The 17,097-nt window shown below is 38.7% G+C and carries 15 protein-coding genes; 5 read left to right on the top strand and 10 right to left on the bottom strand.

Features of this window, described 5'->3' with window-relative positions:
* Nucleotides 1-57: 57 nt before the first annotated feature.
* On the bottom strand, nucleotides 58-1,752 hold the full coding sequence (locus tag RRV45_RS17865; RefSeq protein ID WP_315666007.1) for a peptide ABC transporter substrate-binding protein: 1,695 nt from the start codon (nucleotides 1,750-1,752) through the stop codon (nucleotides 58-60).
* Nucleotides 1,753-2,042: 290 nt separating this feature from the next.
* Between RRV45_RS17865 and RRV45_RS17860 the strand changes: the two genes are divergently transcribed.
* Both RRV45_RS17860 and RRV45_RS17855 read left to right on the top strand, forming a co-directional pair.
* Nucleotides 2,043-3,122: a M24 family metallopeptidase gene (locus tag RRV45_RS17860; protein WP_315666006.1), complete on the top strand. Its 1,080-nt coding sequence runs from the start codon at nucleotides 2,043-2,045 to the stop codon at nucleotides 3,120-3,122.
* 61 nt (nucleotides 3,123-3,183) lie between these two features.
* Nucleotides 3,184-4,290 (top strand): M24 family metallopeptidase, encoded by a 1,107-nt coding sequence (locus tag RRV45_RS17855; RefSeq protein ID WP_315666005.1) that lies wholly within the window; start codon nucleotides 3,184-3,186, stop codon nucleotides 4,288-4,290.
* 138 nt (nucleotides 4,291-4,428) lie between these two features.
* Here RRV45_RS17855 and RRV45_RS17850 read toward each other — a convergent pair whose 3' ends face one another.
* From RRV45_RS17850 to RRV45_RS17810, 9 genes are all read right to left on the bottom strand, one after another.
* Complete coding sequence (locus tag RRV45_RS17850; protein ID WP_315666004.1) at nucleotides 4,429-5,145, bottom strand: ABC transporter ATP-binding protein; 717 nt, start codon at nucleotides 5,143-5,145, stop codon at nucleotides 4,429-4,431.
* Complete coding sequence (locus RRV45_RS17845; RefSeq protein ID WP_315666003.1) at nucleotides 5,142-5,912, bottom strand: ABC transporter ATP-binding protein; 771 nt, start codon at nucleotides 5,910-5,912, stop codon at nucleotides 5,142-5,144. The genes RRV45_RS17850 and RRV45_RS17845 overlap by 4 nt, the downstream gene beginning before the upstream one ends.
* Before the next feature lie 27 nt (nucleotides 5,913-5,939).
* Nucleotides 5,940-6,917 carry a branched-chain amino acid ABC transporter permease gene (locus RRV45_RS17840; RefSeq protein ID WP_315666002.1) on the bottom strand — a complete coding sequence of 326 codons (978 nt, stop codon included), beginning with the start codon at nucleotides 6,915-6,917 and terminating at the stop codon, nucleotides 5,940-5,942.
* A gap of 2 nt (nucleotides 6,918-6,919) precedes the next feature.
* Nucleotides 6,920-7,825, bottom strand: a complete 906-nt coding sequence (locus tag RRV45_RS17835) for a branched-chain amino acid ABC transporter permease (protein ID WP_315666001.1) — start codon at nucleotides 7,823-7,825, stop codon at nucleotides 6,920-6,922.
* A 204-nt stretch (nucleotides 7,826-8,029) separates the two neighbouring features.
* Nucleotides 8,030-9,184 carry a branched-chain amino acid ABC transporter substrate-binding protein gene (locus tag RRV45_RS17830; protein ID WP_315666000.1) on the bottom strand — a complete coding sequence of 385 codons (1,155 nt, stop codon included), beginning with the start codon at nucleotides 9,182-9,184 and terminating at the stop codon, nucleotides 8,030-8,032.
* A 628-nt stretch (nucleotides 9,185-9,812) separates the two neighbouring features.
* Entirely contained in the window at nucleotides 9,813-11,057 is a 1,245-nt protein-coding gene (locus tag RRV45_RS17825; RefSeq protein WP_315665999.1) for an NAD(P)/FAD-dependent oxidoreductase, read from the bottom strand.
* Entirely contained in the window at nucleotides 11,054-11,386 is a 333-nt protein-coding gene (locus tag RRV45_RS17820; RefSeq protein ID WP_315665998.1) for a (2Fe-2S)-binding protein, read from the bottom strand. The genes RRV45_RS17825 and RRV45_RS17820 overlap by 4 nt, the downstream gene beginning before the upstream one ends.
* A complete protein-coding gene (locus RRV45_RS17815; RefSeq protein ID WP_066291766.1) occupies nucleotides 11,379-11,654 on the bottom strand; it encodes a (2Fe-2S)-binding protein in 276 nt (91 codons plus the stop codon). The genes RRV45_RS17820 and RRV45_RS17815 overlap by 8 nt, the downstream gene beginning before the upstream one ends.
* Before the next feature lie 72 nt (nucleotides 11,655-11,726).
* The gene (locus RRV45_RS17810) at nucleotides 11,727-13,349 is read right to left on the bottom strand and encodes a sigma-54 interaction domain-containing protein (RefSeq protein WP_315669078.1); all 1,623 of its coding nucleotides are present in this window, start codon (nucleotides 13,347-13,349) and stop codon (nucleotides 11,727-11,729) included.
* Between the two features lie 232 nt (nucleotides 13,350-13,581).
* On the opposite strand from RRV45_RS17810, the gene RRV45_RS17805 reads away from it, so the two are divergent.
* From RRV45_RS17805 to RRV45_RS17795, 3 genes are all read left to right on the top strand, one after another.
* Entirely contained in the window at nucleotides 13,582-14,766 is a 1,185-nt protein-coding gene (locus RRV45_RS17805) for an NAD(P)/FAD-dependent oxidoreductase (protein WP_315665997.1), read from the top strand.
* 174 nt (nucleotides 14,767-14,940) lie between these two features.
* Nucleotides 14,941-15,981, top strand: coding sequence for a proline racemase family protein (locus RRV45_RS17800; protein WP_315665996.1), 1,041 nt, complete (start codon nucleotides 14,941-14,943; stop codon nucleotides 15,979-15,981).
* Nucleotides 15,978-16,931: a proline racemase family protein gene (locus RRV45_RS17795; protein ID WP_315665995.1), complete on the top strand. Its 954-nt coding sequence runs from the start codon at nucleotides 15,978-15,980 to the stop codon at nucleotides 16,929-16,931. The genes RRV45_RS17800 and RRV45_RS17795 overlap by 4 nt, the downstream gene beginning before the upstream one ends.
* Nucleotides 16,932-17,097: the final 166 nt, after the last annotated feature.

Below are 17,097 nucleotides of genomic sequence, written 5' to 3'. Positions count from 1 at the left end.
TGTTTTTTTGCACAAAAAAACAAAACGCCTAGATTCAAGCGTTTTGTTTCGTTCATATTATTTACCTTCAATATACGTCCACTTATAGCTGTACGTTGTATTTGGAAGGGTGACGAATCCTTTAACATATGGTTTTAAAAGGTACGCTTCACTTGCTTGATACATCGGTGAAATAACTACATCTTTTTCAATTAGAATTTGTTCAGCATCTTGGAGATTGTTAAATCGTTCTTCAATATTAGTAAAGTCTACCTGAGCTTTTTTCACTAGCTTGTCATAATCAGCACTTACATAGCTTTGCCAGTTGTATGGACCATCTGAAAGGTGAATAGACATAAAATCAGTTGGATCGGCAATCCCGCTGCGCCAGCCGGAATGGCTCATATCATATTCCTGTTTGCCTTCTAACGCAAGCTTTTGTTTATTCGGCTGTTGGTTGATTTTGAGAGTTAATCCCGGCAGGTTTTTCTCGAGCTGGTTCTTAATATATTCTGCTACGGATTTGCGCTGGCCATCATCATAGCTTAAAAATTCTAGTTCAACTTTGTCAGTGCCGAGCTCATCTAGCCCTTTTTGCCAATATTCTTGTGCTTTTTCTATTCCTTCATCGTTAAAGTTTCCGTGTTTGCTCCTGAAATCACTTCCATCTGTAACGGTTACCATTTTTTCAGGAATTAAGTAGTAAGCAGGGATCGAGCCGTTTTTAAGAATCAATTCTGCGGCTTCTTTCTTATTCCAGCCCATATCGATTGCTTTTCGGATATTCACATTGCTTAAATATTTGTTTTGAAGATTAAAGCGGATAAAATACATTTCCCTTTTTATTAAAGATTGAAGATCTGGATTACCTTGGTAAAGATCAATAAATTCTGATGACAAGTTTGTCATGTCGACAGAACCAGAATCATACAGATTTACACCAGTTGAAACGTCTTTTACGACTTTGAAATTGATCGTTTCAATTTTTACATTTCCTGCATCCCAGTAGGTAGGATTTTTCTTAAGAACCCATCCTTCTTCATGTTTCCAAGAATCAAGAATAAATGGACCATTATAAATTAAGTATTCAGGTTCTAATGCATAATTGTCGCCTTGGGAATTCAAAAATTCTTCATTTTGCGGGTAGAAAAGAGTATTGTTTAAAGTATCTAGAAAATAAGGAATCGCATGTTTTAATTGAACTTCAAGTGTAAAGTCATCAATCGCTTTTACACCGAGTGTTTCTACTTTACCATAAAGTTGATTGTCTTTATCTTGAATTTCTACTGCGTTCACGATACTGTCCATTTCATAGGAGTGTGGTGAAAGGGTGTCTGGATGGAGTGCTCTCTGCCAGGCGAATACAAAATCATGAGCTGTTACTTGTGTACCATTGCTCCATTTTGCATCATCCCGTAAATGAAAAGTGTATGTTTTACCATCATTGCTAACTTCATGATCCTTCGCTATTCCAGGTACGAGTTTTTGGTCTTGGTCCTCTCGGTACAGACCTTCATAAAGATTTAACATCATCGTGCCTGAAATACCATCGATTACTCCATTTGTTTTTAATGTAGGAATTTCATTCGCTGCATACAAATTTAATGTTTGATCTTCTACATCAGAAGTAGAAGGCTGATTATTTTCAGTTCCTTTTGTTTCTGGTGTTGATGATTGCTTGCTCGTTTCATTGCTTTTTCCATAGCAGCCTGTAAGGGCCAAAACGATGAGAAGAGAAAAAAGTACAATTATTGCAGGTTTTTGTTTAATCAAATTAGATTCCCTCTTTTTAGAATATTCAAAATACATAGTTGCAAGAATTGTGCCATATAGTGATTCTATTATTAGCACTGCTCTTGGTATTAAATAGTTTTATAATTGAAATGGAATTCCACTTAGTGTTTAAAAAGATTTACACCAATTGTAAAAATATTTAGAATGTGTAAAATATATTGATAAATGTATTGTGATAGATACTAGTAGAATACTAAGATGATTGACTATATCTATGGCATAAAAATTGCATGATTTAATTATGAGAAAAATAAGCGAGGTGGAGTACAATGGAAAAAATTAATCGACTCCGAGAAAGATTTCATGAATTAGGTGTGGACGGGATGATGATTATTCATCCATGGAACAGATTATATATTTCTGGCTTTACAGGCAGCAATGGAGTTATTCTAATCTCTGAAACAGAAGCAAAACTGATAACTGATTATCGTTATTTTGAGCAGGCACAAAATCAAGCGGAAAATTTTGATATTGTTTTACATGCAGGACATACGGGGCATAAAGGGAAGATTTTTGAGGAAGTTATTGTTCAAGCAAAAGAAATGAATATTAGCAAGTTAGGTTTTGAACAGGAACATTTATCGTATGGATTATTTAAGAGAAATGAGCCACTTTTTAGTGCAAAACTAGTCCCTACATATGATGTAATAGAAAAACTTAGAATGATTAAATCAAAGGAAGAAATTCAAAAGTTAAGAGTTGCGGCAGAAGTTACAGATAAAGCCTACCTGCATATCTTAAACTTTATAAAAGCAGGCATTTCAGAATTGGATGTCGCAGCAGAGCTTGAATTATTTATTAAAAAGAATGATTGTACGAATGCGACTTTTTCTCCGACTGTTGTTTCAGGCTACCGCTCTTCTATGCCACATGGCCGGGCAAGCGATAAAATTATTGAAAAAGGCGATATGATTACAATTGATTTTGGAGCCAATTATCAAGGTTATTGGGCCGATATTTCAAGGGTTGTTTCGATAGGCGAGCCGGCGCCAGAATTAAGAAAGCTACACGATATTGTGCTGACTTCATTCGAAAATTGTGTCGCTAATTTACGTCCTGGGCTAACTGATCAAGAAGTTGACTTTTTAATGCGTGAAAATATCATCAAACATGGGTTTAATGAACAATCTGGAACAGGTACCGGGCATGGCATTGGGCTTGAGGTACATGAAGCGCCACTATTCTCAGTATTAAAAGAAAAAGTATTGGAAGAAAACATGGTTATTACAGTTGAGCCTGGAATTTATTTAAAAGGCTTAGGCGGCGCGAGAGTAGAGGATATGATCCTAATTACCGAAAATGGCCGTGAAGTATTGACACCATCAACGAAAGAGTTAATTATTTTATAATAGCTTAAATGTACAATAGAACTGTGAAACTACTAATAATTTATGTAAGGGATGACATCAGATGCAAGAACAGTATCAAAACAGATTAAATGAGTTAAAGAAATACTTAGAAAATCAAAATGTTGATATAGCGATCATTAAGGATCCAAAAAATGTTTTCTATTACACAGGTTTCAATTCTAATCCTCATGAAAGATTTATGGCTTTAGTAATGGATCTTAATAAGGGAAATCAATATTTATTTGTTCCTGCCTTAGATCAGGAAATTGCAGAAAATGATTCTTTTGTAAAAAAGATTGTAACGATTTCAGATGAAGTGAATCCATATAAAGTTTTAAAAGACACGATTGGTGAAAGTGTTCAAACAATCGGTTTAGAGACAAAAGTAATTTCTTTATATCAGCATGAACAGCTTAATCTCTTTTTCACTGATTTAAACTATAAAAATATTGGGGATTTTATTTCCCAGCAAAGAATGAAAAAGTCTCAAGAGGAATGCAGCAAGATTCAGACTGCCATTCATGTCATTGAAAAAGTAATGGCCGAAGGAATTAAGAAGGTAAAAGCAGGTATGACAGAGCAAGACTTTACTGCAGAGCTAGAGTTTTTAATGAGAAAGTTTGGGGCAGCTGGTCCTTCATTTTCAACGATTGTTCTTTCAGGCGAGAAAGCTTCATTGCCACATGGAAGTCCAGATCAGAAAACGATCAATCAAGGCGACTTTTTACTGATTGATATGGGTGTCATTGTGGATGGTTATTGCTCTGACATAACTCGAACTTTTGTCATTGGTGAGGAAACTGCGAAGCAGAGAGAAATATATGAAATTGTTCGAAAATCCACGGAAGCTGGCGTAAATGCTTGTAAAGCTGGTATTCGTATTGGAGAAGTTGATATTGCAGCCCGCAACGTAATAAAAGAAGCTGGTTATGGGCAATATTTCAATAACCGTGTCGGACATGGTTTGGGGATCGATGTGCATGAAGAGCCTTCAGTCCATGAAAATAATGATTTAATCGTAGAAAGTGGCCTCCTGTTTACAATTGAGCCAGGAATTTACATTCCAGGCTATGGCGGAGTGCGTATAGAGGAAAATGTTTATATTGATGAAGAAGGAAATGGAAAGCAACTAACTTCATTTCCAACTGAATTGATTCGGATTGGCTAAGGTCCAAAGCAAAAAACCAGCATAGTGCTGGTTTTTTGCTTATCAGTTACCTATATCCAGAAAGTCGCCGATAAATTCGGAAAGTCGCTGATAAATTCGAAAAATCACTGATATATCAAAAAAAGTAATCCGATATAATCACGCTCCCAAATACGCTTTAATAATTTTATCATCCTCCCGGAGAACTTCAGCTGTATCATGCATTACAATATTCCCAATTTCAATTAAATAACCTCTATTGGCAAGACGAAGAGCAGCTTTTGCATTTTGCTCAATTAATAGAATGGTCGTTCCTTGCTTGTTAATTTCCTGGATAATTTTCATAATCTCTTGAACGATAATCGGGGCAAGCCCCATGGATGGCTCATCAAGCATCAACAGCTTTGGATTTCCCATTAAACCGCGGCTGATTGCAACCATTTGCTGTTCTCCTCCGCTGAGTGTGCCTGCTAACTGCTTGGATCGTTCCTTTAGTCGAGGAAACAGGTCAAAAGATCGTTCAATTCCTTCTTTTATCCACTTCTTATCCTTTCTATATGTAAAGGCGCCTAACTCTAAATTCTCAGTAACTGTGAGCCCGCCAAAGATACGTCTCCCTTCTGGAACATGAATAATTCCTGATTCGACAATTTTATACGGTGGAACACCGACAATACTCTGATTATTCCATTCAATATTACCTGATTTTGGCTTAATCAATCCGGATATCGTTTTGAGGGTGGTACTTTTTCCTGCTCCATTGCTTCCTAGCAAAGCAACAATTTCCCCTTCATTAATTTCCAAATTTATATTATTTAGTGCATGAATTTTCCCATAGTAAGAATTTACGTCCGTCAGTTTTAGTAGAGGCTTCACACGACTTCCTCCTTCCCTAGGTATGCTTCAATGACCTTTTCGTTTTTCAGCACTTCCTCAGGGGTCCCTTCTGCAATTTTACAACCATAATCAATAACCGTAATATGTTCGGAGATTTCTTTAATCAATGCCATATCATGCTCAATCATTAAAACCGTAATATTAAATTCGTCACGAACTCTTCTAATCAGCCCAATTAAATATTGCTTTTCTTCGAAATTTAGCCCTGCAGCCGGCTCATCCAATAGCAATATCTTTGGTTGGGTGGCTAGGGCTCTGGCAATCTCTAAATAGCGTTGGGCACCATAAGGGAGATTCTTTGCTGATCTTTTCATATACTTGGTGATTCCTGCAAATTCAATGCAATCTAAGGCAACCTGCTCTATTAATCTTTCTTCTTCTTTTTGGCTTTTTGTTTGAAACAGGGCACCCCAAACGGCCTGTTTCGTCCGGCAATGCATTCCAGACTTTACATTATCCAACACAGATAAGTTTGGAAACAAACGTAGGTTCTGAAAAGTCCGGGCCATTCCTAAAGCTGTTATTTGACTGGGCTTCTTTTTGATTAAGCTTGTCCCGTCCAATGTAATTTCTCCGCTAGTCGGCCGGTAAAAGCCAGTAATCATATTAAATACTGAAGTTTTTCCAGCTCCATTCGGTCCGATAATACTGGATATGGAGTTTTTTTCAACATTGAAGGATAAATCATTTACAGCAAGTAAACCTCCAAACTGTAGCTTTAAATCTTTTACAGTTAATAAAGACATCTCGATCCCCTCTCTTTCGAAGTAAAACTAAATAGATATGGTATGTTTTGGGTCATTCGTTTTTTCATCCTCATCTAAATCGGCCACATCCTCGGTTCCGTTTTTAGATGGCCATATTCCTTGCGGACGGAAGATCATCATAGCAACTAAGGAAACCCCGAATATTAAATAGCGCCAATCATCTGCACCGCGCAGAAGCTCAGGAAGAACGATGACTAATACAGCACCAATCACAACACCTGGAATACTTCCAAGTCCTCCTAATACAACGGCAAGAAGAATCATAACTGATTGTAGAAAGCTAAAGCTTAAAGGGGCGATTGCACTCATTTTTACAGCAAAAATTGAACCGGCGAAGCTGCCGATAACGGCTCCAGAAGCATACGAAAGCAATTTCAAGCGAATTCGATTAATACCCATAGCTTCTGCAGCATCCTCATCCTCACGAATATATATCCATGCCCTTCCGATTCTTGAACGCCCTAATCTGTAAACGGCAATGATGGAAAGGATGGCGACAACTAATATTAAATAATAAAAGTCCTTTTGTGATGATAAAATATAGCTGCCAATGGATGGTCTAGGAATACCATAAATCCCTGACGCAGACCCAGTAATTTCTAAATTGGTAGCTAATATTTTTACAATTTCACCGAATCCAAGGGTTACAATGGCTAAATAATCACTTCTTAATCGAAGAGTAGGAGTTCCAATAATGACTCCCGAGATAACTGCACATATAAAGGCGACAGGAAGCGTTAGCCAGAAAGGCCAATGATAAGTGGTCATCAGTATGGCAGTAGTATAGGCTCCCACCGCAAAAAATGCCGCATAGCCTAAGTCAAGGAGGCCAGTGTATCCGACTACGATATTCAATCCTTGCGTCAGTACAACATAAAAAAGTACAAGGGTTAAGACATCTAACCAATAACTATTCAAGAAAAAAGGAAGAATGAATAGGACAATGATGAGCAGCAATATAGACTGTTTTCTGTACTTTTTCATCACTACATCCTCTCCATTTCTTTTGCTCCAAGTATGCCAGTAGGCTTAAATACTAAGAACAGGATGAGTATTCCAAATGCAAGAACATCTTTCCATGATCCGCCAAGGTAAAAGGTGCCGAAAGCTTCGATAATCCCAAGAACTAGACCTCCAAGCATAGCACCAGTAATATTTCCAATTCCACCTAGAACTGCTGCTGTAAAGGCTTTAAGGCCAATGATAAATCCCATCATAAAGTTAATCGTTCCGTAGTAGACGCCTGACATGATTCCGGCTCCGGCAGCCAAGAATGCACCAATAAAAAATGTAAGGGCAATAATTCGGTGTACGTTAACGCCCATTAAGCTGCAGGCTGTTTGATCTAAAGCAATTGCGCGCATCGCCTTACCGTAAATGGTTTTATCAATAAATAAGCGTAGACCAAGCATCAATAGTGCAGAAAGGACAATCATACCTATCTGAGCAAATGAGATCTGAGCTCCTAAAAACTGAAGTCCATCATTTGGCAGTTTAATAGGATATACCTTGTAAGAAGCACCCCATCCGATCATTGATGTATATTCCAGTGATAAGGACACACCAATTGCCGTAATTAAGATTGATAGTCTAGGGGCAAGCAATAGCGGCCGATAGGCAATTCTCTCAACACCCATCCCTAGCAGTCCAACAATTACCATCGTAGCAATGAAAACAATGCCAATACCTAATATTCCAGTATTAAACCCGCCATCACCCGTAAATAAAGAGAGGAGGGTAAACCCGATAAATGCGCCTATCATATAAAGATCACCATGGGCAAAGTTTAGCAGCTTAATAATTCCATATACCATCGTATACCCTAAAGCAACTAAGCTATAAAAGGCACCTATTACCAATCCATCAATTAATATTTGTAAGAATATATCCATTGTTATTCCGACTCTCCTCTGTGCGTAAATTTGGCGGATGCCTGAAGTGAATTTGGTGCTGTCCCACAAGGGGCGACTGTTCAATGTATATCACTTAAGGATAGTCAATTGAATGTCGGCCCCTGTTATGTATAAGACAGCCCTATGCATGTAAGAGGAATGTAAAACGCTAAACTTAGGTTTAAACGTTCCAGTGATTTTTAATTATTTTTCTAAAGTAAAATCTCCATCTACCACTTTCATCACATGGTAGTTCGATTGATTTAGAGAGTTTTGGTCATTGAACTCAATCACTTGGCCGATGCCTTCGAAGCCTTTCGTTTCCTTTAATGCATTTCTCACGTCTTCGCTATTTGTTGAGTTGGCTCTTTTTAATGCATCAGCTAATAGATTCATCCCGTTATAAGATAAAGCTGAGAATGGACCAGGTGATAAGTCGTTGTACTTACTCTTATATTCTTTAACAAATTCATCGGCTCCAGGAATAAAGTTTGCTGTAGGAGTAGCTGTTACTAATAAGCCGTCTGCATTATTAGCTCCGGCGATATCGATAATATCTGGTGAATAGCTACCGTCTCCAACCATGAAAAATCCGGGAACGTCCTTTTCCTTAAATTGCTTCAGCATAAGTCCGCCTGCTGCATAATAACCAGTAAAGAATGTTCCATCAGGATTCAGTGATTTTAGCTTTGTCATAAGTGAGCCAAAATCCTTTTCTTCCGGATTAATGGCTTCAAAGCCAATAACCTTACCGCCATTTTCTTCAACAGATTTCTGAGCAAAATCAGCTAAGTTTTTTGCATAAGCTGAGTTATCATGTATAATGACAATGTTATTAGCGCCTTTGTCCTTGAAATAGTCAGCCCCTGTTTTAGCCTGATCAGGAACTAAACCATTAATTAGAAATAGGCCCTCATAGCCCTGTGCTGGTAATTCTGATGAATTAGCTGCCGCAACAATCATAGGGATTTTGGCGTTATTGAATACACCTGATGCTGGCAATGTAGATCCAGAACAATAGCCTCCAACAACTGCAGTTACTTTCATAGAAACAAGCTTATTAGCAGCTGTTGTGGCCATTTGAGGATCACAGGCATCGTCAGCCACTTCAAGCTTTAATTTTTTCCCGTTAACTCCGCCATCATTATTTATTTTCTCTGCCGCCATTTCCATAGCGTTTAACATATCTTTTCCGTCAGTAGCGTTATTTCCTGTAACTGGTAAAAGAACACCGACTAAAATCTCCTCAGAACTGCTGTTTCCTCCTGAGCTGCCTTCACTAGAACAGGCGCTTAAGAAAAGAGAAAGAATGAGCAGCATACCAATTGCTATAATGGAATACTTTTTCAAATGAAACACCCCTTTTTAATAGTTTTTACACTTACTGTACTTTCCGGCTAGTTTTATTCTGGATGATTTAAAAAATAAAGGATTGGAACGGACTTTCACCTCCTTTAAAAATAGTTTCCTTGCTTCAAAGGAAAGGGAAAGCTTTCTGTTCTTTGGTGTGAGGAGTGCTAAGATGTTATTGATTTAGCCCTTTCTTCACTATTGCGATGATGTGTGTGAGGAATTGTGAATGATAGAAAAACTAGTGTATGTCTGAAAGTGTATAATATTCGGAAAATAATTACTAGTATAAATTTTGATAAAGTGTGACTTTCTTATTACGTGTTTTTCGATTTATGCCATTGCATTTGTCAAAGATTATAGACAGTTTATAGGAAATTGGTTATAATATTTTAATTTTTTATACCCTATTGTCAAATAATTCAGACATCCATTAGAGGAATGTGTAAAAATATTTTTACAATGAAATTTAACAAAATTTTTCTTGTAAAAGTGATATTGGTTGTTTTAAAAAAAGAATTCGATAAGTAATTTCCTATATAAAATAGTTAACTATCTTTGGAATGATTTCATACGAATAAAAAAGGTGAAATAATATATTTAGGGGATAGTATGCACACTATCCCCCTTTTTTTGATCAGCTAATCTTTATATTTGAACTTTCATTAACTTTGTTTGCATAAAGTCTTTCCCACAGGTCATACATTTTTCTTCTGCCTTTATTAATTTCCGGGTTGAATTGAATAGCTGCTTGTTCGCGGACTATATGGACATTTTGCACGGCTTGGTCCAGTTTTTCTTCAATGGCTGAACCGCCTTTACCAGCATGTTTAGCAATTGAAAAACCAGCGATTGTGCCTTGGGCCATGGCGATTTTTCCACTTTCAATTCCAGTAATATTTCCAGCAACATAAAGACCTTCAAGCGGGGTTTCCATCGTTTCTGAATGATGGGGAACATGGCCTCCAAGCTCAGGAATGTATTGGAATGGGCAGCCGGCAACAGCAGTAAGCTCTGCAAGTGGATATAAACCGCCTGCAATACAGACGAAATCGGCATCATATATAGTTTCCGTGCCAGGAATGATGTTTCCATACTCATCAGTATCAGCTACTCGAACCCCTTCTACTTGTTCGGTTCCGATAATTTCTAAAGCAGCTTTTTTAAGTAGCAGAGGTGTCCCATTTACTTTTACCCCATTTTTAGGGAAAAATTTCATCCCCATTTTACGGAACCAATCATTTTTCATGAAACGGCTTCCCATTCGCAGAAGAGGAGATGGAGCAAGATGTGCAGCATTTAGCAGTGATTTCATAACCTCAGCTGGTTCGCCTGCTTTCCCGCTCAATGGGCCTTTTTCTGGAAGTATAATTCGATCTACATGAATACCGGCTAATTGTAATTCATTTAAAATGGCAAAGGCCAAAATATTAGCTCCAATAATGATCCCTTTCTTACCTACTTGGACACGATGAACGTTTGTCATGACTTGAGCTGCGCCAATGGACATAACGCCAGGAAGAGTCCAGCCTGGAAGAGGAATTGGGTACTCTGCAGCCCCAGTCGCTACTAGTACATGAGGAGCTGTCAAAGTACCAATGCTCGTATGTACATTCCATAATTCATCGTTCTTTTCCAAGTTGTAGACAGATACTCCGCATCGAATGTCGACTGCTAATTTTTTCGCTTCTTGATGAAGTCTCTCTGATTCCTTTATGCCGTTCCACCATTCGCCAGACGGTTCTTGGTGAAGCTGGCCGAGTAATCTGCCTCCGGGTTTTACAAATTCATCAATGACGGTTACCTTCAGCCCTGAAGAAGCACTTGCAATGGCTCCAGCTAATCCAGCTGGCCCTGCTCCAATAATAATGACATCAATCATTGCTGCTCCACCATCTTTCTAACAATATTAGGGAGATGTTTTCCGCTTTCAACGACCATGTCTTTTTCGACAACAGTTAGACAAGCTCTTACGTTTGCTTGATCATTAACTGTGACTCGACATTCCATGCAGTGGCCAATATTACAGTAAAATCCCCGAGGTGTCCCACAATCCTCATGAACCCGCAGTTTGCGAATACCATTTGCTAATAGCGCAGCGGCTATCGTTTCATTTTCAAATGCTTCAATCGTTTTCCCATCAAATGTAAAGGGGATGGCTTTTCTATCTTCTAATTTCCCTAAAATAGGGTGATCTATGATTCTAGTCATTGTTTTCACCTACTGTTCCAAATGTTACCGGGCGAATCGGCGGCTGGTATTTTAATGGAATGTCACCTTGAGAAATATTAGGAATGACATCCTCAATGATTCTATCTAAAGGAATTCTGCATGTGCGACCGCCGCAGAAACCCATACCTGCTCTTGTTCGCAATTTTAATTCCCTAGCTGTGCATTGATGTTCCTCTGCCGTGGAACGCAGATCGCCATAGGTAACTTCTTCACAGCGGCAGATTACAATGGCCTCTTTGTTGTTCATTTGGAAACCTCCTCTATTTTCAAACTATGAAAAATACTATGCAAAAATCGTACCAAATTTAGAGGGAGGGCATTAACTAAGGCCGAGACGCTTTAGTCTATTATATAAGGTAGCTCTTGTAATACCGAGCCTTTTGGCACATTCAAGTTTATTTCCATTCGCAATTTGAAGTGCTTTTTCTAGCACTCTTTTCTCATGCTGATCCATTTCTTCTTGCAGAGGCAGGATAGTATTGTCCATTTCAAAGGAATCCCTTTGTTCAGTCATTGTATCTATATGGTTATCAATTGGATGAGAGTGAAAAGGCAAATATTCCTTTTTAATTGATCCATCTGTTGCAAAGACAACGAGACGTTCAACAACATTCCGAAGCTCACGAATATTCCCTGGCCAATCATAGCGCAGCATTTCCTGCAAAACCTCTTGTGAGAACTGATGAATCGGTCTCTGATATAGAACCGAAAAATCGTTTAAAAAATAATGAGTGAGTTCAATAATATCTTCCCGTCTTTCTCTTAAAGGGGGGATCTGCAAACTAACGACATTTAACCGGTAATACAAATCTTCGCGAAATTGCCCTTCGTTCATTAATTCTATTAAATTTCTATTTGTAGCTGCAATTACACGAAAATCCGTTTCAATTTCTTTTTCCCCGCCAACTCGGTAAAATTTCCTCTCCTGCAGGACTCGAAGCAGTTTAACCTGCATTTCAAGCGGCAATTCGCCAATTTCATCCAGGAACAGTGTGCCGCCTTTTGCTAATTCAATTTTGCCTTTCTTTCCTTTTTGATCAGCGCCAGAGAAAGCTCCGCGTTCATATCCAAAAAATTCACTTTCAAATAATGAAGCAGGAATAGCGCCACAGTTTATCGAAATAAATGGTGAATCCGCTCCTTCGCTCACTTCATGAATGGCTTTAGCAAACACTTCTTTGCCGACACCGCTTTCTCCCAGTATCAAAACAGTTGATTTAACGGAGCACACCTTTTTTGCCATTTGGACTGTTCGCTTAAGCGCAGTGCTGTTCCCTTTAATTAAGCTAAACGGGTCAACGGAATGTTTATATTTCGCAACCTCCTGTTCCAAACGATGAACTTCTGTTGACATATTGAATAGTTTTTCGTTAAGTACGACCTGATTTGTTACATCTGTCTCCGACACAACTGCGCCAATGATTTGATCATTGAAATATACTGGATTTGAATTAATCAGGACGAATAAATCCGATCGGGGCTGATGATGCTGTCTGGAAATTCTTTTTCCCCTATGTAACGACTGCAGAATTTCAAGATCCTTATGCTCGAAGAAATTAGTAATGGGCTGTCCTAAAATTTCCCTTTCTTTCACAGAAAAGATTTTTTCGGCACCTTCAGTCCATGTACATACACGCTCTTGATCATCTATTACCGTGACAGAGGCATCCATTGTTCTCGTAACAGTTTCATAGAAAGCTTTTAGTTGATTATAAGAATTATTGAGGAAATAAATAATTTCGGCTGCAGTTATATAGCCAATTGGCTGTTTATCTGAATCTAGAACAACAACTGTTGATACTTGAGAATCGGCTGGTAATAAAGCTTCAAATGAATCATTGATACTGACTGCCGTACTGCGGGCTTCATCAACAAAATACTCACCAGCTCTTTCAATAATATTTTCGCCAACTATTAATTTAATTAAATTATTTTCGATCATTTTTTTTATCGGCGGTATTGAAAACACAACTTCCCCTCCAAACGTGTAAAAAAATATAAACACTGTAAAAGATATTATACATTACTTTATCAAATTTTTTTGAAATTCTAAATATGTTGATACTGAATTTTATAAAAATGAGCAGAGATTGTCGATTTTGTTAAAAACGGCTTTTTGGCACGTTACTTGCATTAGAAAAGGAAAGGCAACTAAGCGAAGGGAGATTGGGTATGTGAAACATTCTGATGTGTTGGTAATTGGCGGCGGAATTATTGGCTGCTCCATTGCCTATTATACTTCTAAATCTGGAAAAGACGTAACGATTCTTGAAAAAGGAGAATTCGTCAGTGGAACTTCATCAAGATGTGACGGGAACATCCTTGCCATTGATAAAGATCCAGGTTTTGACAGTCAAATGTCTTTAGTCAGCCAGAAGTTAGTTGATGAGTTAAGCAGAGAATTAGAGCATAAATTTGAATACCGTGCACCAGGTAGCATTCTTGTTTGCGAGTCTGAGGAGGAAATGGAGGCGGCACAGAAATGGGTTAACAGCCAAAAAGAGGCTGGTCTGCCATTCCGTATGCTTGACCGCCAGGATATTCGCCAGGACTCCAAGTTTTTTGCAGATGATTTATTAGGAGGTTTAGAATGTGCTACTGATTCCACAGTTAACCCTTATATGCTCGCTTTTTCTCTGCTAGACGCAGCAAAGAAATTAGGGGCCAAAGCCTATAAGCAAACAGAAGTGAAATCAATGAAAAAAGAAGCAAACGGAACTTTCACTGTGGAAACAACAAATGGCACTTTTACCGCTAATCATGTTGTCAATGCAGCTGGGATATGGGCTCCAAAGTTGGGAGAAATGCTTGATCTTCGTATTCCGATTGAGCCGAGAAAAGGGCATATTATTGTGGCATCAAGGCAGGAGCACGTAGGTTCCCGAAAGGTCATGGAGTTTGGTTACTTAATTTCTAAATTTGGCGGACAGCGCCGGGTTGACCCTTTAACAGAAAAATATGGGGTGGCACTTGTCTTTGAACCAACAGAGAGCCAAAACTTCCTTATTGGCAGCAGCAGGGAGTTCGCCGGATTCAATTTAAAAGTAAATAATGAAATTCTTAAATGCATTGCCAATCGTGCGATCCGCTTTTATCCGAAAATGGCGGATATGATGGTTATCCGTTCCTATGCAGGCTTGCGTCCATGGACAGAGGACCATTTGCCAATCGTTTCTAAAGTGGAGCATATTCCAAACTATTACATAGCTGCTGGTCATGAGGGAGATGGAATTAGCCTTTCAGCTGTTACAGGAAAAGTCATTGAAGAGCTAATTAATAATAAGGAAACATGTATCCCTGTTGAACCGCTAAGTTATCACAGGTTTAACTCTATTCAGCATTCTTCTCCTGTTCTTTAAGTTAGAGATAAATGCAAAATAGATAAATATTTCAACAGGGGTTTATACCCTTGCTGAATAAAGTTAAGCCCCGGCGGATGCCTCAGATTTTTTAATGGAAATGATCGGGCGATGCCCGATAAAATCTTGGCGCAAATCTGCCAAGGCAGATTTGATAGAAAGGGTGTTGACCATTTGAAGGCAAATAGAGTCTTTACAACGATCGATACACATACAGGTGGGAATCCAACAAGGACATTGATTAGCGGTCTTCCAGAACTCAAGGGAGAAACGATGTCTGAAAAAATGCTCCACATGAAAAGAGAGTATGATTGGATTCGCAAATTATTAATGAATGAACCAAGGGGCCATGATGTCATGTCTGGAGCATTGCTGACAGATCCATGTCATCCTGATGCTGATATTGGTGTGATCTATATAGAAACAGGCGGTTACTTGCCAATGTGCGGGCATGACACAATTGGTGTGTGTACAGCACTAGTTGAGTCGGGATTAATTCCCGTTAAAGAGCCGGTTACCTCCATTAATTTGGATACACCTGCGGGGCTAGTAGAAGTCGAAATTATGGTTGAGGACGGCAAAGCAAAAGAGGTTTCTTTCTGCAATATTCCTGCTTTTCTATTAAAAACTGTTACCGTTGATGTCGAGGGCATCGGCCAAGTGGAAGCAGATATAGCCTACGGGGGCAACTTCTATGCCCTTATCGATGCAAAATCGGTTGGATTAGAATTAGTACCAGAAAATGCATCGAAAATTATTGAAAAAGCAATCAAAATTAGAAATACGATTAACGAAGAAACTGAAATCGTTCATCCAGAACATCCATTCATTAGAGGATTAACCCATGTTGAGTTTTTCACTGAACCAACCCATGCAGAAGCAGATGTGAAAAATACGGTGATTGTTCCTCCAGGAGGAATTGACCGCTCTCCATGTGGAACTGGCACATCAGCCAAACTTGCCGTGCTTTATTCAAAACAAGAAATTGGCATTGATGAGGAATTTGTGCATGAAAGTATTGTTGGTTCATTGTTCCGTGGGTGTGTTCTAGAGACAACAGATGTCAATGGAGTATCCGCTGTAGTGACGAGGATTGCTGGATCAGCTTGGTTAATGGGCATGCATAAATTCTTTTATAACGAAGATGATCCGCTTAAAGAAGGATTTCTCCTCATTCCCCCAATGGAGGAACATGAAATGGAGGACGTGAAATGAAAATTGAAAAGTCTTATACAGCAACAGATGTTCACGTAGCCGGTGAAGCTTTTCGCATTATCAAAGATGTGCCATTTATTCATTATCAAAGTTTGGCGCAATTAGATGAACAGTTTTTTCATGCATATGCCGATGAAATCAAGCTTTTATTAAATGAGCCCCGTGGATTTGCTGGCTTAAACGGCTGTCTTGTGCTTCCGCCATTTAACAGGGAAGCGGATGCTGCAGTTGTCTTTTTTAATCATGAACAAACAGTGCCATTGCACAAGGCTGGTGCAGTGGCAGTGATTACTGCTTTATTAGAATGCGGTCATTTATCACGAAAAGAATCAAATGAGTACACATTAGAAACCATAAGCGGTCCCATTAGGCTTAACGCAGTTATGAAGGATGATGAAGTTGTTTCCGTTAAGTTAGAAACGAAACCTAGTTCTGTTGTTCAATCGAATGTTCCGTTGAACCATAACGAGCTACAAGCACATTATGCCCTTATACAGGCAGACCATTTATATGCCATTTTTAATAAAAAGGATGTCCCGTTCCAGCTTCATATGGATGATCTAGCCGATGTGCAAAGCTGGGGGCAGGCTGTGAATGAAGCACTTGCGTCCAACGAATCCATTCAGAGGATCGTTTTATTGGATGACTCTGCAATAGATACAGGAAGAATAAAGACCGTTACCTTCCGGAGAGATAATTTCATCGTACGTTCACCTGGCTTTGGGACAACTGCAGCCTGTTATGCAAGCCTCCTTTCTAGTGGAGGAATTTCTAAGGAACAGCCGCTCGAAAATGAAAGTATTTTTAATAGCTTACTAACTGCCCAATTAGCAAATCAAAGAGATAGCGGTGTTACGTTTACATTTACAAGCCGCGGTTTCATTACAGGTATGCAAACATATCTGCTAGATCCAACCGATCCGTTAGCAGCAGGATTTTTATTAAAATAGCATTCTTATAAAAAGGTGTTGTTTGGTAGATTGGCTGATAAACGGCCGATTTGGCTGACAAATAGCCGAAATTAGCTGATAACCACCTCAATTTGGCTGACAAACCTAAATTTAGCTTTTGAAATTATTCAGACTCACTCAAAAAGTGCTATTTTACCGCACTTTT

Source organism: Bacillus sp. DTU_2020_1000418_1_SI_GHA_SEK_038 (assembly GCF_032341175.1).
Classification (GTDB): Bacteria; Bacillota; Bacilli; order Bacillales; family Cytobacillaceae; genus Cytobacillus.
Note: the sequence above shows the minus strand (reverse complement) of the source record. Positions and strands in the feature narration are given on the sequence as shown.